The sequence below is a fragment of the Limnohabitans sp. genome (genome assembly GCF_023910625.1).
Classification (GTDB): domain Bacteria; phylum Pseudomonadota; class Gammaproteobacteria; order Burkholderiales; family Burkholderiaceae_C; genus Limnohabitans_A.
Window position 1 is genome coordinate 1,302,149 of sequence record NZ_JAAVVW010000003.1, and the last position, 25,002, is coordinate 1,327,150.

The following is a 25,002-nucleotide window of genomic DNA, read 5'->3' on the forward strand; positions in this document are numbered from 1 at the left end:
CCACTGAACGGTGTGCTCGGTTTTGTGCAAGTTGGCCTTTGCCGGCACAGCAGCTCAGCGTCCGGTGATGTTCATCACCACGCCTTGTACGCCAATCATCACGCCGGCCAGTTCCACTTGCCAATCGTCTGGCTGCCTTTGGGCTGCGCCTGTTCTGGAAATACGCGCCACCAGCCGCACTTGCTGCAAGTCTGACAAATGAGGCGGTGCGCCCATGCCCATGCGGTCGCTCAAAGAGAACGTCACGGGCCATGCGCTGGGTGTACCGCGCCAAATCGCCACGGGGCGACGTGTGCCCTCTTCGGCCAGCGCGTACACGAACAAGGTCGCGCCGGATTCGATTTGGCTTTGCACCTGCGGCGAGACGCGCACCTCACCCTGAATAAGGGGGCGGCTGTTGCCGGATGCGTGCAAGCTGGCAGGCGTCGGCGTCTTCGGCGACGCCAGTGTTTCAGCCAGCACGGCTTGCCCACCCGCGGGTGGCGCGGCGACTGGCTTCATGTCGGTCAGTTGTGCCAAAGCTTGTTGCAGGCCTTGTGCAGCCTCACTGTCAGCAGGCACCAAAGCCAGCGCTTGCTGCCAATAGGTTTGCGCTGCTGCCTGCCGTTGCTCAGACAAGGCCGCGCTACCCGCCAACACCAGCGCGTTCAGGTGCTGAGGCTGCTCGCGCAACACGTTTTGAATCCATTGCCAGGGCTCCCCGGTGTAAGTGCCACCCTCGCTCAAGGCTTTCATTTGTGCGCGCTCAATCCACAGATCGGGCTCGGGCGACAAGGCCAGCACACGGGCCAGGGCTTGCTCGGCTTGGGGATGTGCATTTTGCGCGGCATGTAAACGTGCCAGGGTCAGCCAGGCGCGTGCGTCATCCGGCTTGGTTTGCGTGACCTGCTGCCACACCCGGGTTTGTTCGGCCAATTGTTCGGGCGTGGTGGCGCTGATTTGCACCCGCTGACTCAGGGGAACGGGCCACCAAGTTTGTGGCGCGCCCAGTTGCAGGTAACTTAAGCCGCTGAGGAGTGCCAAACCTGCCGCCAGCAAGCCCCAGCGCAGCGCACCAACAGCGGGCTGCCCCGCCCCGCGAGGCATGGCCATGGCCGCATCGTCCAGCACATGACGCATCAACTCGTCGCGGGCAGCCGCGTGTTGTGCGCGGCCCAGTCGGCCTTCGGCCAAAGCGCGGTCCAGATCGGCCAAGTGCTGCTGCTGGATGCGGCGATTGGCCAAGGCCTGCACATCCGCGCCATCGTCTGTGCCCGCAGCGGTCTGAGCTGCACCGGCTTGCTGCGTGAGCCCGCGCCACAAGAACCCTGAGGCCAGCGCACTTAAAAGCAACCAGCTCACCCCCAAACCCAGCCAAGGCGGCACATCAGACATCAGGACTCCAGCAATTGGCGAACGCGCTCGCGCTCGCCCTCGGTCAAGGACGCAGGCGCAACCGGCCCACGGCGCATCAAACGCAGGGCACCGGCCAAAGCCAGCAAAAGCAACACAAAGGGGCCAAACCAGAGCAACCAGGTGACGGGCTTGATCTCGGGTTTGTAGAGCACAAAGTCCCCGTAACGGCTGACCATGAAACTGCGGATGTCGGTGTCACTTTGGCCTTGTTCGATCAAGCTGCGCAGCTCACGGCGCAAATCCAGGGCCAGTTCGGCGTGCGAAGAAGCCAGCGTTTCGTTTTGGCACACCAGACAACGCAGCTCGGCCGCGATGCGGTCCCAGCGCGCTTTCACGGCGGGCGACATGGGCGATTCAGCCTGTGCGGTGATCACGGTTTGCACAGGTGGCAGGCCCGCAGGCGATGGCGAAGCCTGAGCCCATGCGCTCAAGCCCTGAGCCCCAAGACACACGAGCATCAAGCTGATTTTCAGGACAGCGCGCATCAAGGCAAACTCCGCAGCAAGGGCAGCAATTTGTGCTGCACCACATCGGGCGTCAAAGGCCCTGCGTGCTTGAAGCGCACCACGCCCGCACGGTCCACCAAATAGGTTTCGGGCAAACCATACACACCAAAGTCCATACCGACTCGACCATCCAGATCCAGCAAATTCACATCAAAGGCCTGCCCGTGTTTTTGCAGCCAGGCCTGGCTGCGCTCGGAGGCTTTTTGCACCGCGGGCGCACCCAACGGGTCCTGGCCGGCCAATTCCGAGGCCTGCAGTTCTTTGTAGTTGAGGCCCACCATCTGAAGTCCCGGCTGGCGCGACAGCGCCATCAAAATCGGGTGCTCTTCGCGGCAACCCGCGCACCAGGTCGCCCACAGATTGACCAGCGTGAGCTGCCCCTTGAATTGCACCACACCGAAAGTGTCTGAGCCGCCCACCACCGGCAAGCGGAAAGTGGGTGCAGGCTGACCGATCAGGGGTGAAGGAATCTCTTGCGGGTTACGCTGTAAACCCACGGCCAAAAAAGCCACCAAGCCCAAAAAAAGCGCCAGCGGCACCAACACCCAACGCGGCATGCGCTGAGCGGCGGGCCTGACAAAGGATCGCGCGCTCATGGCTCCACACCCAGGGCAGAACCTGTCCCAAGCAATGGCCGCTGGACATTGGCCCGGGCCTGTCGGTATCGCCGATCAAAAGCCGCCAGCCCACCGCCCACAACCATGAACACCGCGCCCAGCCAGATCCACGACACATAAGGCTTGTGGTACACCCGAAAACTCCATTGCGGCGGATCGCCTGCCAAAGGCTCACCCAAAGACACATAGCGGTCACGCCACAGATTACGGTCAATCGCCGCTTCGGTCATGGGCATGGCACTCGACACATAACGGCGTTTTTCGGGCTGCAAGGTGCCCACCATGCGCTCCCCCTCGAATAGCTTTAGGTTGGCCCGCAATGCCAAATAGTTGGGCCCAAGGTGATTGTCCACGCTGATCAACTGGTAGCGCACACCGGCCACCGTCACCGCATCACCCAGACCCAAACGCACATCGCGCTCCACTTCAAAAGACTTCACCCCCGTGATGCCCAGCACCAGCACCGCCACGCCCAGGTGCGCGCCATGCATGCCCCACCAGGCCAGGCCCGGCGAACCGGACAGGCGCAGGCGCTGCACGATTTGCCAGACGCCCGACAAAACAATCCAGCCGCCCAGCGTACCGCCCATCACCGTGAGCCAGCCGCCCGCAGTGGCGATGGGAGCGTCGGCGTCCTGTGGCGGACCGCCCCAACTGGCCCATGCACTGGCTGCCAGCAGCGCCAAGGCACCGGGTACCATCAATTGACGCAAAGCAGCCCAGCGCGCCACATGCCAAGGCACCACCGTTCCCGGCACCATGGCCAAGAGCAGCGGCACCATCAGCGGCACAAACACACGGTCAAAATATGGCGGCCCAACCGACAACTTGCCCAGGTTGAGTGCGTCGATGATCAGCGGATACAAGGTGCCCAGCAGCACCGCCGCCATGGCCACCACCAAAAGCACGCTGTTGAGCAGCAAAAACGATTCGCGCGAACCTGCCACCGGCTGCGAGGCATTGGCCCACTGCGGCGCACGCCAGGCAAACAAGGCCAATGACACGCCCACCACCACGGCCAAAAACAACAAGATGAAAATGCCCCGCCCAGGATCGGTGGCAAAGGCGTGCACCGAAGTCAACACCCCCGAGCGCACCAGGAAGGTACCCAGCAAACTGAGCGAAAACGCTCCAATGGCCAGCAGCACCGTCCAGGCCTTGAACTGCCCGCGCTTGTCGGTGACCATGAGGGAATGGATGAGCGCCGTGGCCACCAGCCAAGGCATGAGTGAAGCGTTTTCGACCGGGTCCCAAAACCACCAACCGCCCCAGCCCAGTTCGTAATACGCCCACCACGAACCCAAAGCGATGCCCAGAGTCAAAAAACCCCAGGCAGCCACCGTCCAGGGCCGCGCCCAACGTGCCCACGCAGCATCGAGCCGCCCGGACAGCAACGCCGCCACGGCAAAAGCAAACGCCACCGATAGCCCCACATAGCCCATGTAGAGCATGGGCGGATGAATCACCAGGCCCGGGTCCTGCAGCAAGGGCGTCAGGTCACGCCCTTCGACCGGGGCCGGAAACTGGCGTGCAAACGGATTGGACAAGGCCAAAATGAAGGCCAGAAAACCCACCGACACAGCGCCCATGACGCCCAGCACCTGCGCCACCAGGGCCTGCGGCAGGTGCCTGGAAAACGTGGCCACCGCCACCGACCACAGCGCCAGCATCAGCACCCACAGCAGCAACGAGCCTTCGTGCCCGGCCCAAATCGCCGACAAGCGATACGGCGCGGGCAGCAAGGTATTGGAATGATGGGCCACGTACACCACGCTGAAATCGTACACATAAAAAGCCTGCCAAAGCGCCAAAAAAGACAACACGATCAGGATCAATTGCAACTGCGCCAATGGCCTCGCCAGCCTTTGCCAGCTTGCGCGTCGTGTCGACAAACTACCCCACAGCGGCAGCACCGCTTGAGCCAAGGCGACCCAGGCCGCCATGATCAATGCCAGGAGACCCGCTTCAGGCCACATACCCAGCTCCGAACCATTCAGCGCAAGTCATCGCACCAACGCCGCGCCCGCACGGGCCTTGGCCGCTTCGTCCAGCGCGTGCTGGGCCTCAGGTGGCATGTAGTTTTCGTCATGCTTGGCCAGCACTTCGCTGGCCACGAACATCTGCCCCCCGTCCAGACGGCCCTGCGCCACCACGCCTTTGCCTTCCTTGAACAAGTCGGGCAGCAGGCCCACATAGCGCACCGGCACCTCGCGCAGCGTGTCGGTCACCACAAAGACCACAGCCATGCCGTCGCGCTGAATGCTGCCTGCCTTGACCAAGCCCCCAACCCGAAAATTCCCCTCCTTGGGCGCCTCGCCCGCAGCGACCTGGGTGGGCGTGAAGAAAAACACCAGATTGCTCTGAAAGGCGTTGAGCACAAAAAACAGCGCGCCGCACAAGAGCAAGAGGCCCAGTCCGATGCCCAACAATCGCTGGTGACGGTTTTTCATGAGTCAACTCCTGAGGACCATTTGGAAGGGGGTGAGCCGCCGGTTGACTGCGCCGCCGTCATGTCTTCGTCATCGGCGTCCATGGCCTCGCAAACAGCGTCCATCGCCTGCTGCCTGCCCACACGGGCCAGCCACACTTCCAGCACCAGCAAGGCCGCGCTCACGCCCATGCTGCCCCACACGTAAACACCGTAGCCGCCCATGGCCCAAAACTCGGAGGCACTCTGCCAGATCATGCAGCCCCCCTGGTCAAGCGATAGGTCAGCACCTCGGGCAATTGCTGTACCCAGCTGGCATGGCTCTCGCGCAACAGAATCAAACTGCGCACCCGCCACAGCGCGATGGCTGCCGCGTACAACCACATCGCCAGACTCATCAGCAGCATGCCCGTGAGCATCACGCTGGCCATGCGCGGCGACTGCGTGAACGAGACCGAAGCCCCCTGGTGCAAGGTGTTCCACCACTGCACCGAAAAATAAATGATGGGCACGTTCACAGCCCCGACCACAGCGACCAATGCACCGGCCTTGTCCGCGCGATGTGGCTCTTCAATCGCCGATGTCAGTGCGATGTAACCCAGGTACAAGAACAGCAAAATCAGCATCGAAGTCAGCCGCGCGTCCCACACCCAGTAGGTACCCCACATGGGCTTGCCCCACAAGGCCCCGGTCCAGAGCGACAAAAAGGCCAGTAAAGCCCCGGTGGGTGCCAGTGCGCGGGTCATCAGGCCCGACAAGCGGGTCTGGAACACCAAACCCAGCACGCTCCAGAACGCCATGGCCAAGTAAATCAGCATGGCCATCCAGGACACCGGCACATGGATGTAAATGATGCGGTAGGCCTGCCCCTGCTGCGCATCGGGTGGGGCCACCATGAAGCCCACCCATAAACCCGCCAGAGCCAGCACAGTGGCCAACAGCGCCAGCACAGGCCACAGGTGCCCCGCCAAGGGATAAAAATTTTGCGGTGCGGCGTAATGGAAGAGCTTCATGCCGGGACCTTCATTCCAGTGCCAGGCGCAAAGCCGCCGCACACGCCCAAGGGCTGAATGCTGCCGTGGCCAACAACAAAGCCAGCAACACCGACACATGGGCTTGCGCCCCCAGGCCTCGCAGTTGTGCATCGACCGCGCCAGCGCCAAACACCAGCACCGGCACATACAAAGGCAAGAGCAAGAGCGACTGCAGCACCCCTGCGCCGCGCACCCCCAAAGTGAGGGCTGCGCCAATCGCGCCCAACAAAGACAAGACCGGCGTGCCGACCAACAACGTCAAGGCCAGCATGGCCAACGCCTGTGGGTTCAGCCCGAACTGCATGCCCAAGAGCGGCGACAGCAGCACCAAAGGCAAACCCGACATCAACCAATGCGCAGCCACCTTGGCCGACACCAGCCAAGACAAGGGCGCAGCCGACAAGGCCATTTGCTCCAGGCTGCCGTCCAGGTGATCAGCCTCGAACAAGCGGCCCAGGCTCAGCATGCTGGCCAGCAAAGCTGCCACCCACAAAACGCCCGGCCCGATGGCTTGCAGCAAATCCGGCTCGGGGCCAATGGCCAGCGGAAACAAAGCGGCCACAAGCATGAAAAAAAACACCACCCCCAACCACTCGGCCTTGCGCCGCAAGGCCAGTCGCAGATCGCGCCGCAGCAAGCCCCACATGGCTTGCCAGGGGCTGGGCAACACCAAAGGCCTGCTCATGGCAGGAAGGGCCTGGCTGTTCATGCAGCGCGCCCCCCGCCATTCAACTGCAATCGCGCGCCCGGACCGCGCAACTGCACGTCGTGGTGGCTGGTCAGGACCAAGGCGCCGCCAGCGTCCACATGCGATTGCAACAGGTCACGGGCCGTGGCGGTGGCATCGGCGTCCAGACCCACCAAAGGCTCGTCCAGCACCCACAGCCGCGCCGGGCTGGTGCGCAAGCGGGCCAAGGCAACGCCTTGACGCTGGCCTTGCGAGAGCACGCGCACCGGCAAATGGGCTCGACTTTTGAGGCCTTGGGCCGTCAACGCCCACAAGGCTTGGTCGCGGCTGAGGGACAAACCACTGACCCGGGCGTCCAGGCACAGGTTCTCGCAAGCGGTCAAATCGGGTTTGAGTCCGAGGGCATGCCCGATGTAATGGAGCACCGTGCGATCGGGGCGATGCATGGATGCACCAGAAGTGGCCATACGGGCTTCGGAGTTCGCTGCGGGCCAGATCACCTGACCCCGTGCTGCCGGCGACAGCCCACACAGGATGCGCAGCAAACTGGTCTTGCCGCAGCCATTAGCGCCTTCAATGTGCAACCAAGCACCTGCTGGCACACCCAAGCTCACGCCCTCGAACAAGGTCCGCTGGGCCTTTTGGCAGGCCAGGTCCATCGCTTTGAGCACCCAAGACGCCATGACAGGGCTTTCTGGTCGGTTAAAGACAGAGCGAAGTGTAACGACAGATTGACACTTTGTGTACGTCAAAGGCCTGGATAACCGGGGCAAATCAGGGTAAGCCCTGAGTCAGTCGCCTGCCAAGGACCCGCTGCGACGCAAAAAAACCGCCCGAAGGCGGTTTTTTTGCGGATGCTACGAGCTGGCCTTGCCTGGCTTGGCGTTACCAAACTTGGCAAGAAGCCAGCATCAGCCCATGTGCAAACCACCGTTGACTGCAAAGTCGGCACCCGTGGTGTAACCACCATCTTCGCTGGCCATCCAGGCGATGATGGAGGCGATCTCGCTGGGCTTGCCCAAGCGCTTGACGGGTACGGTGGCCACGATCTTTTCCAGCACGTCAGGGCGGATGGCGTTGACCATGTCGGTGCCGATGTAACCAGGACTGACGGTGTTCACCGTCACGCCCTTGGTGGCCAGCTCTTGCGCCAGGGCCATCGAAAAACCGTGCATACCGGCTTTGGCAGCCGAGTAGTTGGTTTGCCCGGCTTGGCCTTTTTCGCCGTTGACCGAGCTGATGTTGATGATGCGGCCCCAGCCTCTTTCGACCATGTCGGCAACCACTTGCTTGGTCACGTTGAACATGGAGTCCAGGTTGGTGTTCATGACGGCTTGCCAATCTTCGCGGGTCATCTTCAGGAACATGCGGTCCTTGGTGATGCCGGCGTTGTTGACTAGCACGTCCACACAGCCATGCTCGGCCTTGGCCTTGGTGAAGGCCGCCACCGTCGAGTCCCAGTCACCCACATTGCCCACAGAGGCATGGAAGGTGAAGCCGAGGGCTTTTTGCTCGTCCAACCACTTGTTGTAGTCACGGGTGGGTCCGCAACCGGCGATGACCTTGAAGCCCTCTTGGTGCAGGCGTTGGCAGATCGCGGTACCGATGCCGCCCATTCCGCCGGTGACGTACGCTAGTTTTTGACTCATGGATGTCTCCTGTTGTGTGTGATGAATGAAACCGTTTAAACGCGCTCGATGGCCAGGGACACGCCCATGCCGCCACCAATGCACAAGGCGGCCAGACCTTTTTGGGCCTGTGTGCGCTGCATTTCGTGCAGCAAGGTCACCAAAATGCGGCAACCGGACGCGCCGATGGGGTGACCGATGGCGATGGCACCGCCATTGACGTTGACCTTGGCCGGATCGATGTCCAGCGCCTGGTTGACGGCGCAAGCTTGTGCAGCAAAGGCTTCGTTCAACTCAAACAAGTCCACGTCCTGGGCTTTCCAGCCCGCGCGGGCCAGCGCTTTTTGTGACGCTGGCACGGGGCCCATGCCCATGGTGGCCGGGTCCAGGCCACTGGTGCCAAAAGCAACAATGCGGGCCAGCGGCTTGAGGCCCAAAGCAACGGCCTTCTTGGCGCTCATGACCATGACGGCGGCAGCGCCGTCGTTGATGCCCGAGGCGTTGCCAGCGGTCACACTGCCCGCCTTGTCAAACGCCGGGCGCAGCCCTGCCAAGACATCCACGGTGGTTTTCTTGTTGATGAACTCGTCGGTGTTGAACACCAGCGCATCGCCCTTGCGCTGAGGGATCAGCACGTCCACGATTTCGTCCTTGAACTTGCCCGCGTCTTGCGCGGCCGCAGCCTTACGCTGGCTGCCTGCGGCCAAGGCGTCTTGCATGTCGCGGGTGATGCCGTGGGCTTTGGCCACGTTTTCGGCGGTGATGCCCATGTGGTACTGGTTGTACACGTCCCACAGGCCGTCCACGATCATGGTGTCGGTCATTTTCCAGTCGCCCATGCGCTGGCCGTCGCGGCTGCCGTTCAACACATGCGGGCTGGCGCTCATGTTTTCCTGACCGCCAGCGATGACGATTTCGCTGTCACCCCAAGCCACGGCTTGCGCGGCCAGCATCACGGCCTTGAGGCCCGAGCCGCACACGGCGTTGATGGTCAAAGCAGGTGTTTCCTGGGCCACACCGGCTTTCATCATGGCTTGGCGGGCGGGGTTTTGACCCACGCCTGCGGCCAGCACCTGGCCCATGATGACTTCTCCGATGGCATCCACGGGCAGGCCACTGCGCGCCAGCAAACCCTGGATGACGATGCTGCCCAGCTCGGTGGCAGGGGTCTTGGCGAGCGTGCCGCCAAATTTGCCCACGGCGGTGCGAGCGGCTGCAACGATGACGATGTCTTCCATTTTGGTCTCCAATAAAAAATCAATCAGGCCTTGGCCTTGACATAGCGGCCCGGCGCCACTTCGATGGCCTTGAACTTGCCAGCTTTCCCAAAGGTCTTGGGGGCGGCAATTTGCTTGCCCGCATGACCTTTGAGCCAGTTGGACCAATCGGTCCACCAGCTGCCTGGCACCTCTTTGGCGCCGCCCATCCACTCATTCACATCGGCCGGAAACTTTCCGTCTTCGCGCAACCAGTGGCTGCGCTTTTTGGCCGCTGGCGGGTTGATCACGCCGGCGATGTGGCCCGAGGCCCCCATCACAAAACGCTTCTTGCCAGGCAGTACCTGGGTGCTGGCATAAGCACCTCCGATCGGCACGATGTGGTCTTCCTTCGAACCATACACGTAGACCGGCAAATCCAATTGACGCAAATCAAGTCGCTGACCACAAACCTGAGTTTTGCCGGGTTTGACCAGGTTGTTCTCCAGATAGGTGTTGCGCAGGTACCAGGCATAAAAAGGACCCGGCAAGTTGGTCGAGTCGCTGTTCCAATAAAGCAAGTCAAACGGTGGTGGTGTTTCGCCCTTGAGGTAGTTGCCCACCACATAGTTCCAGACCAGGTCGTTGGGACGCAGAAAGCTGAAGGTGGACGCCAAGTCCTGACCCTTGAGCAAACCGCCCTTGCCCAATTGCTGCTCGCGGAATTTGACGAAGTTCTCGTCAATGAACACATCCAGAATGCCGGTGTCGGTGAAGTTGATCAGCGTGGTGAGAAACGTGGCGCTGGCCACCGGCTTTTCGCCGCGTGCGGCCAGTACGGCCAGCGCAGTGGACAAGATGGTGCCGCCCACGCAAAAACCTAAAGCATTGATCTTGGGAGCGCCGGTGATGGCCTGCACCGTGTGGATGGCCTCCATGGCCGCGTGCTCAATGTAGTCGTCCCAGGTTTTTTGCGCCATCGACGCGTCGGGGTTGCGCCAGCTGACCACAAAGGTGCGGTGGCCTTGGCTGACCGCATAACGGATCAGCGAATTTTCAGGCTGCAGGTCGAGGATGTAGAACTTGTTGATGCAAGGGGGCACCAGCAAGAACGGTTTTTCATAGACCTTGGCCGTGAGCGGTTTGTATTCGATGAGCTGGAAAAAATCGTTTTCAAAAACGACTGCCCCCTCAGTGGTGGCGACGTTTTTGCCGACTTCAAACAGGCTTTCATCGGTCATCGACACATGGCCTTGCTGCAGGTCGTGCATCAGGTTTTTCACACCCTTGGCGATGCTTTCACCCTGAGTTTCGATGGCTTTCTTTTGCGCTTCGGCATTGAAGGCCAAAAAATTGCTGGGCGCGGCGGCAGCCACCCATTGCTCGACAGCAAACCGAATGCGGGTGCGGGTTTTGTCATCGGCATCCACCGCTTCGGCCAACCCCATCAGGGTGCGGGCATTGAGCAAATAGGTGGCAGCATTGAAAGCAGCGACCGGGCTGGAGGCCCAGGCCTCTCCCGAGAAACGGCGGTCTTTGACCTGCAAACTGTTATGCAAGCCTTGGTTCCACAGCTCGGTGGCATCTTTGAAATACTGACTTTGGAGGGCCTGAAGTTTTTCTGGGATCCAGCTGAGCGCAGCCGCCCCTTCTTGGACCGGTTTCAGGCCACCGAGATCAATGGCCTGAAAATGTCGCATGGCTTCACCCCAGCTTTTCGAGAGTTGGCCTTGAAAACCCTCTCCCATTTGGGACCAGAATTCGGGGGTCGAAGCACTCATGCATGGTCTCCTGTTTCGGTTTTTTTCATGAATCTGTTGATCAGAGTATCTTCGAACTTATTGTGACCTGAATTTCAAGCGAGAAAAAATGTATTTGATTGTCATTGCCTGGCTTTACGTCACACTGCTGATGGCCTTGGCAGAAGCATTCAGCACTCAAGGCAGCGTCCTGGGGGCCATCATCACTTTTGTGTTCTACGGTCTGTTGCCCATGGCCCTGGTGATTTATTTGATGAGCTCCCCGTTGAGGCGCAAAGCGATTCGAAAGTCGGAACAATTGGCGAAAGAAGAGCGGGCAGCTTCTGGCTCATCCAGCGATTCAGACATCCAGCCAGATACAGGCAGCCATGCGACCGGTCTGCCCCAAAGTACGGCTGTCCCTGCGGTGAGAAAAGAAGATATGAGGCTGTGAGGCCGTGCACCATGTCGTGGTGCCATCGTTACCAAACAGGCGCGTCACCCCCAGGTGCTTCAGGCGCAAGCGAGCCAAACCAACCAAATCGGCCATGAACTTGTTGCGGGTCCTTGCCTGGAACATCGATTGGACTGCGGGCGAACCATCATCGAAGGCGAACTTGACTTCAGGACCCACCTCAAAGGCTTGCGCGCCAATGCAAGGTCCGAGCCAAGCCAAAACATTTGAGACATTATGGCCAGCGCATTGCAAATCTGACAATAAGCACTCTAGGACGCCCCTGCCCTGCACTCCCGCCAGTCCACGCCATCCGGCATGGGCACCGGCCACCCATTGACCTGCCGCATCACACAGAAGTACTGGCAAACAATCAGCAACCAGGATGGCGCAGGCCACTTGGCCATCTGATGCCCAAGCGGCATCGGCGATTTGCCCATCGGGGGACGATGGGGTCAACCTGACCGAGACGACACCATGGACCTGGTTCAAGAAAACGGGGCGCCGCCCCATCCAGACGGCCAATTGCGTCCGATTGGTCTGAACATGATCGGGTGAATCACCCACATGGCCACCCAGGTTCAGGCTGCTCCAGGCTTGGCCAGACACACCACGGTGTCGACGTGTCATGATGGCCTGGACCCTGGAGGGTGCTGGCCAATCCGGACGGATCCAATGGGGAGGGTGGATGCTCATGCGGAAATCATAAGGGCAGCGCCAGCGCAAGATGCTCTTTTATTGTGTAATTGCAGCATGATCAAAGTCGCTCAAGCTCAAAACCGATCCCCTGAGCTGCCCTGGATTGCGCAAGGACAAGCCTTGCCTCCTCCTGTTTTCGCCTGGGGAGCGTCCTCGCCAGCCCCCGGTTTGCTGGCGGCCAGCGGTGACTTGTCGTCCGAACGACTCATGGAAGCTTACAGTCAAGGCATCTTTCCTTGGTTCAGCAATGGCCAACCCGTGCTCTGGTGGAGCCCAGACCCTCGCATGGTTTTGATGCCGCAGCAGTTCCGGCTGCACCGCTCCTTGCGCAAATCGCTCCACCGATGGTCTTTGACACCTGGTTTTGAGTTGTGTTTCGACCGTGACTTTGCACAAGTGATCCGCCGATGCGCCTCTTCCTCGCGAAATGGGCAAAACGACACCTGGATCTTGCCGCAAATGGTGGAGGCCTACGAAGACCTGCATCGCTCAGGTTTTGCCCACAGCAGTGAGGTCTGGGTCCAGGGTCAATTGGTGGCAGGGCTTTACTTTGTGAGCCTGGGGCGTGCGATTTTTGGCGAGTCCATGTTCACCACCATCACGGATGGCTCCAAAATGGCTTTGGCCAGCTTGGTCAGCGTGTGTTTGCAGCACGGCATACACACCATTGATTGCCAACAAAACACCCGGCATATGGCTTCCCTTGGTGCGCGAGAAATGCCGCGCAGAGAATTCTTGCTCGATATGGCACAGGCCTTGGGTGCCCCTGGCCTTGATTGGCCAGAGCAATCCCTGAATTGGCCTGCACTGCAATCACTGGCAGGTTTTGAATGAGCCATCCCCAAGAGTTGCCTCTTCAGGCATTGCAGTTTTATGCCACAGCCCCCTACGCTTGCAGCTATCTGCCCGAACGCTCGGCCCGCTCTCAAGTGGCCACGCCCAGCCACCTGATTCACAACGAGGTCTATTCTGACCTGGTGTCACAAGGTTTTCGCCGGAGCGGCTTGTTCACCTACCGCCCCTACTGCGATAGCTGCCAAGCCTGTCAACCACTGCGTGTCCAAGTGGCCCGATTTCTTCCTGACCGCAGTCAGCGCCGAGCGCTTCGCCTGCACCAAAGCCTGAGGGCTCGGGTTCTGGATTTGCACTTCCATGCCGAGCATTACGCGCTGTATTTGAGATACCAAAACTCCCGGCACCCGGGCGGCGGAATGGACCAGGACAGCATCGACCAATACAGCCAATTTTTATTGCAAAGCCGAGTGAACTCTCGCATCGTCGAGTTCAGGGAGCCCACCGCAGACAACGAGCCGGGTGTGCTGAAAATGGTCAGCATTGTCGATGTGCTCAACCATGGCCTGTCTGCGGTGTACACGTTTTATGAACCCGATGACAAAGCCAGCTACGGCACTTACGGCGTTTTGTGGCAAATTCAACAAGCCGCACAATTGGGGCTGGACTATGTCTACTTGGGTTACTGGATCGAACAAAGCCCAAAAATGAATTACAAATCCCGGTTCAGACCCTGCGAGTTGAAGACTCAAGGGCAATGGGTCCCTGTGGCGTGATTTCAATCTGTCGGACAAACCCAGCGCGGCACCTCGTTTCACAGTGTAAAATTGAATCGCATTCCACCTGTACGATGAAAAAAGATCCCAGCCTCACGACCACACCGACCATTCAGGTCATTGAACGGATGTTCAGCTTGATCGACATACTGGCCTCCCGCGAAGAGGCCATCTCTCTCAAAGAGATCAGTCAGAAAACCGGATTGCACCCTTCCACCGCTCACCGCATCCTCAACGATTTGGCCTCGGGCCGTTTTGTGGACCGGCCGGAAGCTGGCAGTTACCGCTTGGGCATGCGCTTGCTTGAATTGGGCAACTTGGTCAAGGGGCGCCTGAATGTGCGTGATGCAGCCTTGGCACCGATGCGCGATTTGCACAAGCTCATTCAACAACCTGTGAACCTCAGCATGCGGCAGGGCGATGAAATCGTCTATATCGAACGCGCCTTCAGCGAACGCTCCGGCATGCAGGTGGTACGTGCCATTGGCGGTCGTGCACCCTTGCACCTGACCTCTGTGGGCAAGCTTTTCCTCGCTGCAGACGACCCTTTGCGCGTTCGTACTTACGCCACCCGGACCGGTCTAGCCGGTCAAACGCGCAACAGCATCACCCAGTTGCAAGTGCTGGAGCGAGAACTGACGCGCGTCAAGCAATCAGGCTTTGCCCGGGATAACGAAGAATTGGAGCTGGGGGTTCGCTGTATCGCAGCTGGCATCTACGATGACCAAGGAAAACTTCTGGCAGGATTGTCCATCTCGGCCCCTGCAGACCGGCTGGATGACAGCTGGCTTGACAAACTGCAGGAAACCGCAAAAGCCATCTCTGCCACCTTGGGCTACCCCACGGGCCCTTGACCCCCGCTTCGTCACAGCGCGGGAACCTGCACGCTTTGAGTTATCAACCTGGCAGGTACTGCCGCAGCAAGGGTTGCCCCGAATGCAAGGCAGGCTTGCTTTCCAGCCAGTGACGAACCCTTTCGGCATCGCCCAGTCGGCTGAGTTTTCCCGCCGAATCCAGAAACACCATGATCAACTTGCGACCAGCGACCTGGGTTTGCATGACCAAGCACCGACCGGCCTCAGAGATGTATCCCGTCTTTTGCAAGCCGATATCCCAGGATGGGTTTTTAACCAGCCAGTTGGTGTTCTTGTACTGCAAGGTGCGACGGCCGACTTCGACCTCCCGCCCCTGGGATGTTGACCACTCTCGCAACATCGGTTCTTTGTAGGCGGCAGCCACCAAGACTGCCAAATCACTGGCGCTGGATTGGTTGCGACTCGACAAGCCTGTAGGCTCTACATACCGCGTGTCTTTCATCCCCAATGAGCCAGCCCGCTGGTTCATGCGCTCAACAAAAACAGCCAACCCACCCGGATAGGACCGACCCAAAGCATTGGCCGCCCTGTTCTCGCTGGACATCAGCGACAAATGCATCAAATCACCCCGGCTCAGCTCCGTGCCCACGGCCAACCTAGAAGAGCTGCCCTTTTCTGTGTCCACATCCGCTTGCGTGATTCTGATGGGCTCATCCATCGGCAATTTGGCCTCGGCAATCACCAGTCCCGTCATCAACTTGGTCAAAGAGGCGATAGGCAAAACGGCATGGTCGTTTTTGCGGTACAAAATTTCGTGCGTATCCTGGTCAACCACCAGCGCCACGCTGGAGTGCAGGTCCAGCTCATCCGTGGTGGCATGCAAACCCGCCAATTTTCCAAAAGAAGCACGTACAGGTCGAGCCTGTTGTGTTGCATTCTGTTTTCGCTCCAGGCGGGCGTGCTTGACGGGTACCGAAGGCTTCTTGGCAGATCCAGGGGCAGGCCTGGATTTGGCTTGCTGCACAGAACGGTTGGGAAGCGATTTTTGCTGGGCCTTGTCCCGAGGCTTGTTTTTATCCTTGGCATTTGCCGCCTTGCTCACGGTAGGCGGTTTGTCCTTCTTTTTCCCCGATTTATCCGGCGATTTAACTGACTGATTGGTGGTTTGTGCCTGGGCCACACTGGTTGGCAAAACCCAGCTCAATGAGACCAGCAATGTCAAGCCCAAAAACAGCAATTTAGGGCTCTTGGCAAACAGACAGTGAAACAGGGTGGAGTTCAATGGCATATCCAGTCAGGTCAGGGATTGGTTCAAGCGGTGGAGTGTATATAATAATAAAAAGTCGCGCAAGAACAATAACTTGCGGGACTTTATTGAAGCAAAATAATATCCAAAAGTATTGTTTTCAGCCTTGTGCAGCGACCCGATCTGCCTTGCTTTGCAACTTGTTGAGTGCACTCAGGTAGGCTTTGGCTGAGGCCACCACGATGTCGGGATCGGATCCAACCCCATTCACAACCCGGCCACTGTTTTGCAGACGTACGGTCACTTCACCCTGACTCTCTGTGGAACCACTGATGGCATTGACCGAGTAAAGAACCATTTCAGCGCCACTCTTGACTTGGGATTCAATCGCTTTGAGCGAGGCATCGACAGGCCCATTGCCATCGGACTGGCTGCGCACCTCTTTACCTGAAATGGTGAAAACCACCGATGCATGGGGCCGCTCTCCCGTTTCGCTGCACTGAGACATGGAGACAAAACCATACTGCTCTTTTTCGCTGGTCACGCTCTCATCGCTGACCAAAGCGAGAATGTCCTCGTCAAAAATTTCGCTCTTGCGATCGGCCAATTCCTTGAACTTGGCAAACGCATTGTTGATCTCGGTCTCGCTGTCGAGTGTGACGCCAAGGTCCTGCAAACGCTGTTTGAAGGCATTGCGGCCGCTGAGTTTGCCCAAAACAATCTTGTTGGTGGTCCAACCCACGTCTTCGGCGCGCATGATTTCATAGGTGTCACGTGCCTTGAGCACTCCGTCCTGGTGAATGCCCGAGGCGTGGGCGAAGGCATTGGCCCCAACCACAGCCTTGTTGGGCTGCACCACAAAGCCAGTGGTCTGGCTGACCATGCGGCTGGCCGCCACGATGTGGCTGGTGTCAATGCCCACGTCCAGACCAAAGTAATCGCGGCGCGTCTTGACAGCCATGACCACCTCTTCGAGCGAGCAATTGCCCGCACGCTCACCCAGACCGTTGATGGTGCATTCGACCTGACGCGCGCCGCCAATCTTGACACCCGCCAGGGAATTGGCCACCGCCATCCCCAAATCGTTGTGGCAATGCACAGACCAAATCGCTTTGTCGGAGTTGGGAATGCGCTCGCGCAAGGTGCGGATGAACTCGCCATACAGCTCGGGCACCGCATAGCCGACCGTGTCAGGCACGTTGATGGTGCCTGCCCCTTCGGCGATCACGGCCTCCAGAATTCGGCACAAGAAATCCATATCGCTGCGGTATCCGTCTTCCGGACTAAATTCGACATCACTCACCAGATTGCGTGCGAAGCGCACGGACTGCTTGGCTTGCTCAAACACCTGGTCGGGTGTCATGCGCAGCTTTTTCTCCATGTGCAGGGGCGACGTGGCAATGAAGGTGTGAATACGCCCGCTATTGGCCCCCTTGAGGGCTTCGGCGGCGCGCGCGATATCGCGGTCGTTGGCGCGAGACAAAGAGCAAATGGTCGAATCCTTGATGGCGTCGGCAATCGTCTTGACGGCTTCAAAGTCGCCATTGGAACTGGCGGCAAAACCAGCTTCGATCACATCCACTCGCAGTCGCTCCAACTGACGGGCAATGCGCAGCTTTTCATCGCGGGTCATGGAGGCACCGGGCGACTGCTCGCCATCGCGCAAAGTGGTGTCAAAAATAATCAGTTTGTCAGCCATGTTCACTCCTGGTCAAAACCCGCAAGTCCAAGCAAAAAATGCAAAAGGCCCGTTGCGGATGGCATACGGGCCTTTTGGGAAAATGTTTGCGTTCGCTACACATCCCGCCCGTGGGGCGCTAGCAGTAGAGCAAACAAGGAAAAATTCATGGAATCACTGTAGCACAGTTCGAAGGAGAACCTGCCCTGCCCCGCACATCACTGGTGCAAGCCCCGCTCATCGGGCTCGTCGGTGGATGTGCTGATCATGCTGGTAGGCTGGCCCTTGGCCTTGCGCCAGACATAAATCACATAACCACTCAGACCATAGCCCATAAACAAGGCGAACAGCACAATCGGCGGATCAATGTTGACCACCGCGATGCCCAAGGCCACCAAAACCAGTGTGGCAAAGGGCACGCTCTTTTTCATATGCATGTCCTTGAAACTGTAAAACGGGACATTGGTCACCATCGTCAGGCCCGCAAACAGACATACGGCAAACATGCCCCAGGACACAGCTTTGGCCGGGACGGCATTGTCAAACATGATCCACACAAAACCCATCACCAAAGCCGCTGCCGCTGGCGATGGCAGGCCCTGAAAGTAACGCTTATCCACCACAGCCGTGTTGACGTTAAAGCGTGCCAGACGTAAGGCTGCACAGGCGCAGTACACGAATGCGGCGATCCAGCCCCAACGCCCCAGCTCCTTCAAGGTCCAGACGTAAGCAATCAAGGCAGGAGCTGCACCAAAGGACACCATGTCAGCCAAAGAATCCATTTGCTCGCCAAAGGCGCTCTGGGTGTTGGTCATGCGCGCCACACGCCCATCCAGACTATCGAGCACCATGGCGCTGAAAATACCCATCGTCGCCAGTTCAAAGCGGCCGTTGATGGCCATGACCACCGCATAGAACCCGGCAAACAAAGCAGCCAAGGTGATCATATTGGGCAGCATGTAAATGCCTTTGGAGCGTTTGCGCACCGGCGCACTCACCTCGGCGTCTTCGACTTTGTCGTTGTTCATCGTCCGTTCCTGTTGAAACTGCTCGCAGCCATCCCGTGTCAACCAAGTTTAAGCCAGCGCGAGCGTCCAAGAAAAAGGCCACCCAAGTGGCCTTTTTCAAACTTGCCCAAGAGCCCGATCAGTTGCGGGTCTTGTCCACCAGCTTGTTCTTGGCGATCCAAGGCATCATGGCGCGCAATTGGGCACCCACAACTTCGATGGAATGCTCGGAAGTCAAGCGACGACGCGCGGTCATGCTCGGGTAGTTGGTGCGGCCTTCCAGGATGAACATCTTGGCGTATTCGCCCGTCTGGATGCGCTTCAAGGCGTTACGCATGGCTTCACGTGACTGCTCGTTGATCACCTCAGGACCAGTCACGTACTCGCCGTATTCGGCATTGTTCGAGATCGAGTAGTTCATGTTGCCGATGCCACCTTCGTAGATCAGGTCCACGATCAGCTTCAACTCGTGCAAGCACTCGAAGTAAGCCATTTCTGGGGCGTAACCGGCTTCCACCAAGGTCTCGTAACCCATCTTGATCAGCTCAACGGCGCCACCGCACAGAACAGCCTGCTCGCCGAACAGGTCGGTTTCGGTCTCTTCTTTGAAGTTGGTTTCGATGATGCCGGCCTTGCCGCCGCCGTTGGCCATGGCGTAGCTCAGGGCCATCGCACGGGCTTTGCCGCTCTTGTCCTGGTGGATGGCCACCAAGTGGGGCACGCCGCCACCCTGGGTGTAGGTGTTGCGCACGGTGTGGCCTGGGGCCTTGGGCGCGACCATCCACACGTCCAGGTCTTCGCGGGGCACAACCTGGTTGTAGTGCACATTGAAGCCGTGGGCAAAAGCCAGCGAAGCGCCTTGTTTGATGTGTGGAGCGACGTTGTGGTTGTAGACCTCGGCGATTTGCTCGTCGGGCAACAAGATCATGACCACGTCAGCGGCTTTGACGGCATCGTTGACTTCCATCACGGTCAAGCCGGCTTTGCCGACTTTGTCCCACGATGCGCCGCCTTTGCGCAGACCGACGACCACTTTGACGCCGCTGTCGTTCAGGTTTTGGGCGTGGGCGTGGCCTTGAGAGCCATAACCAAGAATGGCAACGGTCTTGCCCTTGATGACACTCAGATCACAATCTTTGTCGTAAAAAACTTTCACAGGATTCTCCTTAGGAATAAAACAGGTTCAAGGGGTGAGTTTAGACGCGCAGGATGCGCTCGCCGCGCCCGATACCGCATGCACCGGTGCGCACGGTCTCCAAAATGGCGCTGCGGTCGATCGCCTCCAAAAAGGCGTCGTTCTTCGATTGGTCACCGGTGAGCTCGATGGTGTAGCTCTTGTCGGTGACATCAATCACACGGCCTCGGAAGATGTCGGCCATGCGTTTCATTTCTTCGCGTTCCTTGCCCACGGCACGCACTTTGACGAGCATCAACTCGCGCTCTGTGTAGGCACCTTCGGTCAGGTCAACCACCTTCACCACCTCGATCAGGCGGTTCAGGTGCTTGGTGATCTGCTCGATCACGTCGTCGGAGCCAGCGGTCTGGATGGTCATGCGTGACAAGCTGGGGTCTTCGGTCGGTGCCACCGTGAGTGACTCGATGTTGTAGCCACGGGCCGAAAACAGCCCCACCACGCGGGACAAAGCGCCCGCTTCGTTTTCAATCAGTACAGCGATGATGTGTTTCATGTGTGATTCCTCTTTTTGCGACGGCATGCAACCAGGAAAATTGGGCCGCAGAAAACTGCCGTTTTTCGCCGCCCTCCCCTGCACACGGTCATGCGCAGGCTTGGCGGGCAATAGATTCGTCCAGTGGGATTAATTAAAGATCTTCAGCGCCCATCAGCATCTCGGTGATGCCTTTGCCAGCCTTGACCATGGGGAACACGTTTTCAGTCGGATCCGTACGGATGTCCAAGAAAACCGTTCGGTCCTTGAGCCTGCGTGCTTCGCGCAAAGCAGGCTCCACATCCTCGGGCTTTTCCACCAAGATGCCGACGTGGCCATAGGCCTCGGCCAACTTCACGAAGTTGGGCAACGCATCCATGTAGCTGTGGCTGTAACGACCGGAGTAATCAATTTCCTGCCACTGGCGCACCATGCCCAAGTAACCGTTGTTCAGGGCCACGACTTTGATGGGCGTGTTGTATTGCAAGCAGGTCGAGAGCTCTTGGATGCACATTTGCACCGAGCCTTCGCCGGTCACGCAATACACCTCGCTGTCGGGCTTGGCCAGCTTGATGCCCATGGCGTAAGGAATGCCCACGCCCATGGTGCCCAAGCCACCGGAATTGATCCAGCGGCGCGGCTCATTGAACTTGTAGTACTGGGCGGCCCACATCTGGTGCTGGCCCACATCGGATGTGATGTACGCGTCGGCGTCTTTGGTCATTTCCCACAAGGTCTCGATGACCTTTTGCGGCTTGATGACCAGGCTGCTGCTGTCGTACTTCATGCAATCGCGGCTGCGCCAGCCTTCGACCGTTTCCCACCACTGCGCCAGCGCCTGGCTGTCGGGCTTGAGACCGGATTCGCGGATCATGCCCATCAATTCGATCAGCACGTCTTTCACGTCGCCCACGATCGGCACATCGACCTTGACGCGCTTGGAAATGCTCGACGGGTCGATGTCGATGTGGATGATCTTGCGTTCGTTTTGCGCAAAGTGCTTGGGGTTGCCAATCACGCGGTCGTCAAACCGGGCACCGACGGCCAGCAAGACGTCGCAGTTTTGCATCGCGTTGTTGGCCTCGAGCGTACCGTGCATGCCCAGCATGCCCAGGAAACGGCGGTCATTGGCCGGGAAAGCGCCCAAACCCATCAAGGTGTTGGTGACCGGGAAGTTCAGCAGGTCTACCAAAGCGCGCAACTCGGGACTGGCATTGCTCAGCAGCACGCCACCACCGGTGTAGATGTAAGGTCGCTTGGCCGACATCAGCAGCTGCATGGCCTTGCGAATCTGGCCACCGTGTCCTTTGCGCACCGGGTTGTACGAGCGCATCTCGACCTTGTCGGGGTAGCCGGTGTACGGGGTTTTGTTGAAAGACACGTCCTTGGGCACATCCACCACCACCGGGCCAGGGCGACCGGTACGCGCAATGTGGAAGGCTTTTTTCATGACCTCGGCCATGTCCTTGGCGTCTTTGACCAGGAAGTTGTGCTTGACGATGGGGCGCGTGATGCCCACGGTGTCGCATTCCTGGAAGGCATCGAGGCCAATGGCCGCAGTGGGCACTTGCCCGCTGATGATGACCATGGGGATGCTGTCCATGTAGGCAGTGGCGATGCCGGTCACGGCATTGGTCAGGCCGGGGCCCGAGGTGACCAGCGCCACACCTACTTCGCCCGTGGCACGAGCGTAGCCATCGGCCGCGTGCACCGCCGCTTGCTCGTGGCGCACCAGCACGTGCTGAATGGTTTCTTGTTTATAGAAAGCGTCGTAGATGTGCAGCACGGCCCCACCGGGGTAGCCCCAAACGAACTGAACGTTTTCGGCTTGCAGCGCTCTGACCAGAATTTCGGCCCCGCGCAACTCTTGAGATGTGGCCGCAGCGGACGCAGCAGACGCCATTTCGGCTTTATTGATTTCCATATATTCAACCTTTGTGAATTTCTCTAACGAAAAACCTTGGGTGCCCCTGGGCGCGACTCTTTTGAAGTGACTTTGGGACTTAAGACCACAGACATGGGCACCTCACTGTAAAAGTGCCGGACGGTGATCCGTTTGCTTTTGTTTCAATTGCAATCGCGCATTATCGCACTGTTGAAGAGTCGATGGTCTGCCCCCTTTCACAGCCAACTACTCGGTGCCATAATCACAGCCGCCAAAGGGTGCTCAAATTCACACCCACAAGCCCCATCACCACAGGACACAGCATCGCTGTTCATCAAGTTGGCCTCGGATCTAGAACTGTCTGACTTTCTGAAAAACGCGGAGAAAAAAGCTTTCAAGAGAGCTTATTACCACGTCCGCGATGAAGAAGCAGCATTAGACATCGTCCAAGACAGCATGATCAAACTGTGCACCAACTATGCGGACAAACCGCTCACCGAGATCCCCTTGTTGTTTCAGCGGATTTTGTCGAACACTGTCCTGGACTGGTTCCGTCGCAGAAAGACCCGAAGCGCTCTGTTTTTAAATCGGGATGACTTTGAAATCGATGAAAATCCTGGATATTTTGAGTCTATAGATATCCTGAAGGGGGATACCGATTTACCATCCCACCAAAGCGCAGAGATTTGGGTGTCACGCATGCAAACCGTTGCGCAAATTGAAAAGGCCGTCATGAATTTGCCTGCACGTCAACGAGAAGCCTTCCTGCTGCGTTATTGGGAGGAACTGGACGTGTCCGAAACCGCTGCAGTGATGGGGTGTTCAGAGGGCAGCGTCAAAACCCATTGCTCACGCGCCATTTTGGCACTGAGTAAAACCTTGTCAGAACAAGGCATGAACCCATGAAAAAACCTACAACACATACCGCCGACATGGACCTCCAGGGCCAGCAACTGACGCAGCAACTCGATTTGGCCACCCAAAACATGGGCCATGACATCAGCGAGCGCCTGCGGATTGCGCGCGACCACGCGCTCGCATCTCGCCCCGCCCCCATCCACCTACTGAGTTATCGCACGGCATTTCAAACCAATGGCTCGCTCACCGGCCCTGGCGATGAAGGCTTGAACCTGTGGCGCATTCTGATTTCTGCCTTGCCCTTGGTGGCCATGGTCATGGGCCTCGTTCTGATACAGACAATTCAAAAAGAACTGATTGAATCGGACATCGCCTCCATTGACTCTGCGCTTTTGCTGGACGATCTTCCTCCTGACGCTTACACCGACCCGGGCTTTCTGCAATTCTTGAAAGTCCAACTGGTCCAGCCAGGCCGACATGATTGATTTGGGTTCGCTTCGGCTTGGCACGGCCAAAAAGCCGATCTCCTCACCACCCCAACGCCACCCCCTGATGCTTCATGGTTGGGTGGCATGGGGCTTGGTGTTGGCATGCCTGCCGTCGCTGGCGCAAACCATCGCACCCCCGTCCTCCGCGCCAGCGTCTGCCCCAGCGACAGAAACGTCAGCCGCTGACCCTGTACCCTATACATCAGCAACACCTCACACAGAGCCGTCAAGTGCGCCACAACAGCTTGCAGCGCCGGTGTCCAAAAGTGCCGCCGAAGAGTCACGCGCATGGTCTTCACTGAGCAAGAGACAAAAACAAGCCCTGCTGCCGCTGAACGACAAATGGGATGAATTGACCCCCCAACAAAAACAAAAATGGTTGATCCTGGCCCGGGGCTTTTACCAGCTCAGTGACCCCGAGCAAATGGTCTTGCATGGACGCATGCGGGATTGGGCTGCGCTCAGTCCTCGTCAGCGCAACCTCGCCCGCTTCAATTTCAACACCACCCTGTCCCTACCCATTGAGGACAAACGTGCGCAATGGGAGGCTTACCAGCAATTGTCAGAGGCCGAAAAAGACAAACTCAGCACCGGGATCAAGCCCCCCTTGAAAAGCGGTGCGCGCAGCACGGCTGCGCCCAGCAAGCGTTTAGTAAAACCTCCGCCCATGCCAGCCGAGAGCAACCGCATTTTCGAGACCATTGCTCCCCGCCAGCCGGTCCACCCCAAAACCCTGCTGCCGCAACCCGCTGGTTAACAGGGCTCTGCTGGTCAGCGACAATTGAGGCGTCCCCGGCTGCTGCAGCACCCTGCCTGGCTGTTATCTACCATGGGCTTTTTCTATCTGACGCCAAAAACACTCTTTCATGACCCCGCGCACGCACGCCCCATCCACATCCAAGGCCACGGACACCACCCCGCCCATTGGCAGCCCACTCCAAACACCTTCGCTCAAACGGCGCATGGCCTGCTGGCTTTACGAAGGCATGCTGCTGTTCGGTGTTGTGTTCATCGCGGGCTACTTGTTTGGCACGCTGAGCCAGACCCGCCACGCCTTGGACAACCGCTCAGGCTTGCAAGCCTTCCTGTTTTTGATATTGGGCATTTACTTCACCTGGTTTTGGCACCGGGGCCAAACCCTGGCCATGAAAACCTGGCATGTCAAAGTCGTCAGCGCGCAAGGCCTGCCGCTGAGCCAAAGCCGCGCCCTGCTGCGCTACCTGCTGAGCTGGATGTGGTTTTTGCCCCCGCTGCTGCTGACCATTCCCTTGGGCCTGCCCGCCGGCTCGATGGGTCTGCTCAGCTTGGTCTGGGTCCTGGTCTGGGCCTTGCTCAGCCGCTTTCACCCCCAGCGCCAGTTCTGGCACGACGCCTGGGCCGGCACCCGGCTGGTTTCTGCCAAATGA

General features: G+C 58.7%; 27 protein-coding genes. 8 read left to right on the top strand and 19 right to left on the bottom strand.

What is annotated here, in order from left to right:
• Nucleotides 1-54: 54 nt before the first annotated feature.
• From ccmI to phaC, 12 genes are all read right to left on the bottom strand, one after another.
• Complete coding sequence (ccmI, locus tag HEQ17_RS09395) at nt 55-1,374, bottom strand: c-type cytochrome biogenesis protein CcmI (RefSeq protein ID WP_296292501.1); 1,320 nt, start codon at nt 1,372-1,374, stop codon at nt 55-57.
• On the bottom strand, nt 1,374-1,880 hold the full coding sequence (locus HEQ17_RS09400; protein ID WP_296293714.1) for a cytochrome c-type biogenesis protein: 507 nt from the start codon (nt 1,878-1,880) through the stop codon (nt 1,374-1,376). The genes ccmI and HEQ17_RS09400 overlap by 1 nt, the downstream gene beginning before the upstream one ends.
• The gene (locus HEQ17_RS09405; RefSeq protein ID WP_296292502.1) at nt 1,880-2,497 is read right to left on the bottom strand and encodes a redoxin family protein; all 618 of its coding nucleotides are present in this window, start codon (nt 2,495-2,497) and stop codon (nt 1,880-1,882) included. Before HEQ17_RS09405 ends, HEQ17_RS09400 begins: the two co-directional genes overlap by 1 nt.
• Entirely contained in the window at nt 2,494-4,494 is a 2,001-nt protein-coding gene (locus tag HEQ17_RS09410) for a heme lyase CcmF/NrfE family subunit (protein ID WP_296292503.1), read from the bottom strand. The genes HEQ17_RS09405 and HEQ17_RS09410 overlap by 4 nt, the downstream gene beginning before the upstream one ends.
• A 27-nt stretch (nt 4,495-4,521) precedes the next feature.
• Nucleotides 4,522-4,968: a cytochrome c maturation protein CcmE gene (gene ccmE, locus HEQ17_RS09415; RefSeq protein WP_296292504.1), complete on the bottom strand. Its 447-nt coding sequence runs from the start codon at nt 4,966-4,968 to the stop codon at nt 4,522-4,524.
• Nucleotides 4,965-5,204 carry a heme exporter protein CcmD gene (gene ccmD / locus HEQ17_RS09420; protein ID WP_296292505.1) on the bottom strand — a complete coding sequence of 80 codons (240 nt, stop codon included), beginning with the start codon at nt 5,202-5,204 and terminating at the stop codon, nt 4,965-4,967. The genes ccmE and ccmD overlap by 4 nt, the downstream gene beginning before the upstream one ends.
• The gene (gene ccmC, locus HEQ17_RS09425) at nt 5,201-5,959 is read right to left on the bottom strand and encodes a heme ABC transporter permease CcmC (protein ID WP_296292506.1); all 759 of its coding nucleotides are present in this window, start codon (nt 5,957-5,959) and stop codon (nt 5,201-5,203) included. Before ccmC ends, ccmD begins: the two co-directional genes overlap by 4 nt.
• A gap of 10 nt (nt 5,960-5,969) precedes the next feature.
• On the bottom strand, nt 5,970-6,665 hold the full coding sequence (ccmB, locus tag HEQ17_RS09430; protein ID WP_296292507.1) for a heme exporter protein CcmB: 696 nt from the start codon (nt 6,663-6,665) through the stop codon (nt 5,970-5,972).
• A gap of 20 nt (nt 6,666-6,685) precedes the next feature.
• Nucleotides 6,686-7,351: a cytochrome c biogenesis heme-transporting ATPase CcmA gene (ccmA, locus tag HEQ17_RS09435; protein ID WP_296292508.1), complete on the bottom strand. Its 666-nt coding sequence runs from the start codon at nt 7,349-7,351 to the stop codon at nt 6,686-6,688.
• 228 nt (nt 7,352-7,579) lie between these two features.
• Nucleotides 7,580-8,317: an acetoacetyl-CoA reductase gene (gene phbB, locus HEQ17_RS09440; protein ID WP_296292509.1), complete on the bottom strand. Its 738-nt coding sequence runs from the start codon at nt 8,315-8,317 to the stop codon at nt 7,580-7,582.
• A gap of 35 nt (nt 8,318-8,352) precedes the next feature.
• Nucleotides 8,353-9,534 carry an acetyl-CoA C-acetyltransferase gene (locus HEQ17_RS09445; protein ID WP_296292510.1) on the bottom strand — a complete coding sequence of 394 codons (1,182 nt, stop codon included), beginning with the start codon at nt 9,532-9,534 and terminating at the stop codon, nt 8,353-8,355.
• 23 nt (nt 9,535-9,557) lie between these two features.
• Nucleotides 9,558-11,273, bottom strand: a complete 1,716-nt coding sequence (gene phaC, locus HEQ17_RS09450) for a class I poly(R)-hydroxyalkanoic acid synthase (RefSeq protein ID WP_296292511.1) — start codon at nt 11,271-11,273, stop codon at nt 9,558-9,560.
• 88 nt (nt 11,274-11,361) lie between these two features.
• Here phaC and HEQ17_RS09455 point away from each other — a divergent pair, with 88 nt between their 5' ends.
• Entirely contained in the window at nt 11,362-11,685 is a 324-nt protein-coding gene (locus HEQ17_RS09455) for a hypothetical protein (RefSeq protein ID WP_296292512.1), read from the top strand.
• On the opposite strand, the gene pgeF is transcribed toward HEQ17_RS09455, so the two are convergent.
• Nucleotides 11,593-12,381: a peptidoglycan editing factor PgeF gene (gene pgeF / locus HEQ17_RS09460; RefSeq protein ID WP_296292513.1), complete on the bottom strand. Its 789-nt coding sequence runs from the start codon at nt 12,379-12,381 to the stop codon at nt 11,593-11,595. The two genes, HEQ17_RS09455 and pgeF, sit on opposite strands and share 93 nt — an antisense overlap.
• A gap of 57 nt (nt 12,382-12,438) precedes the next feature.
• Here pgeF and aat point away from each other — a divergent pair, with 57 nt between their 5' ends.
• The 3 genes from aat to HEQ17_RS09475 all read left to right on the top strand — a co-directional run bounded on the left by aat (nt 12,439) and on the right by HEQ17_RS09475 (nt 14,806).
• Nucleotides 12,439-13,218 carry a leucyl/phenylalanyl-tRNA--protein transferase gene (aat, locus tag HEQ17_RS09465; protein ID WP_296292514.1) on the top strand — a complete coding sequence of 260 codons (780 nt, stop codon included), beginning with the start codon at nt 12,439-12,441 and terminating at the stop codon, nt 13,216-13,218.
• Nucleotides 13,215-13,952: an arginyltransferase gene (locus tag HEQ17_RS09470; protein ID WP_296292515.1), complete on the top strand. Its 738-nt coding sequence runs from the start codon at nt 13,215-13,217 to the stop codon at nt 13,950-13,952. The genes aat and HEQ17_RS09470 overlap by 4 nt, the downstream gene beginning before the upstream one ends.
• 74 nt (nt 13,953-14,026) lie before the next feature.
• Entirely contained in the window at nt 14,027-14,806 is a 780-nt protein-coding gene (locus tag HEQ17_RS09475) for an IclR family transcriptional regulator (RefSeq protein WP_296292516.1), read from the top strand.
• 43 nt (nt 14,807-14,849) lie between these two features.
• Here HEQ17_RS09475 and HEQ17_RS09480 read toward each other — a convergent pair whose 3' ends face one another.
• The 6 genes from HEQ17_RS09480 to HEQ17_RS09505 all read right to left on the bottom strand — a co-directional run bounded on the left by HEQ17_RS09480 (nt 14,850) and on the right by HEQ17_RS09505 (nt 22,289).
• On the bottom strand, nt 14,850-16,055 hold the full coding sequence (locus tag HEQ17_RS09480) for a serine hydrolase (RefSeq protein ID WP_296292517.1): 1,206 nt from the start codon (nt 16,053-16,055) through the stop codon (nt 14,850-14,852).
• A gap of 118 nt (nt 16,056-16,173) precedes the next feature.
• On the bottom strand, nt 16,174-17,712 hold the full coding sequence (locus tag HEQ17_RS09485; protein WP_296292518.1) for a 2-isopropylmalate synthase: 1,539 nt from the start codon (nt 17,710-17,712) through the stop codon (nt 16,174-16,176).
• A gap of 197 nt (nt 17,713-17,909) precedes the next feature.
• On the bottom strand, nt 17,910-18,719 hold the full coding sequence (gene pssA / locus HEQ17_RS09490) for a CDP-diacylglycerol--serine O-phosphatidyltransferase (protein WP_296292519.1): 810 nt from the start codon (nt 18,717-18,719) through the stop codon (nt 17,910-17,912).
• 118 nt (nt 18,720-18,837) lie between these two features.
• Nucleotides 18,838-19,854 (bottom strand): ketol-acid reductoisomerase, encoded by a 1,017-nt coding sequence (ilvC, locus tag HEQ17_RS09495; RefSeq protein WP_296292520.1) that lies wholly within the window; start codon nt 19,852-19,854, stop codon nt 18,838-18,840.
• A 40-nt stretch (nt 19,855-19,894) separates the two neighbouring features.
• Nucleotides 19,895-20,386, bottom strand: coding sequence for an acetolactate synthase small subunit (gene ilvN, locus HEQ17_RS09500; protein WP_019429372.1), 492 nt, complete (start codon nt 20,384-20,386; stop codon nt 19,895-19,897).
• A gap of 133 nt (nt 20,387-20,519) precedes the next feature.
• Nucleotides 20,520-22,289, bottom strand: coding sequence for an acetolactate synthase 3 catalytic subunit (locus HEQ17_RS09505; RefSeq protein WP_296292521.1), 1,770 nt, complete (start codon nt 22,287-22,289; stop codon nt 20,520-20,522).
• A gap of 300 nt (nt 22,290-22,589) precedes the next feature.
• On the opposite strand from HEQ17_RS09505, the gene HEQ17_RS09510 reads away from it, so the two are divergent.
• The 4 genes from HEQ17_RS09510 to HEQ17_RS09525 all read left to right on the top strand — a co-directional run bounded on the left by HEQ17_RS09510 (nt 22,590) and on the right by HEQ17_RS09525 (nt 25,002).
• Nucleotides 22,590-23,156: an RNA polymerase sigma factor gene (locus tag HEQ17_RS09510; RefSeq protein ID WP_296293715.1), complete on the top strand. Its 567-nt coding sequence runs from the start codon at nt 22,590-22,592 to the stop codon at nt 23,154-23,156.
• Nucleotides 23,153-23,593 carry a DUF3619 family protein gene (locus HEQ17_RS09515; RefSeq protein WP_296292522.1) on the top strand — a complete coding sequence of 147 codons (441 nt, stop codon included), beginning with the start codon at nt 23,153-23,155 and terminating at the stop codon, nt 23,591-23,593. The genes HEQ17_RS09510 and HEQ17_RS09515 overlap by 4 nt, the downstream gene beginning before the upstream one ends.
• Before the next feature lie 259 nt (nt 23,594-23,852).
• Nucleotides 23,853-24,353 (top strand): DUF3106 domain-containing protein, encoded by a 501-nt coding sequence (locus tag HEQ17_RS09520; protein WP_296292523.1) that lies wholly within the window; start codon nt 23,853-23,855, stop codon nt 24,351-24,353.
• A gap of 109 nt (nt 24,354-24,462) precedes the next feature.
• A complete protein-coding gene (locus HEQ17_RS09525; RefSeq protein WP_296292524.1) occupies nt 24,463-25,002 on the top strand; it encodes an RDD family protein in 540 nt (179 codons plus the stop codon).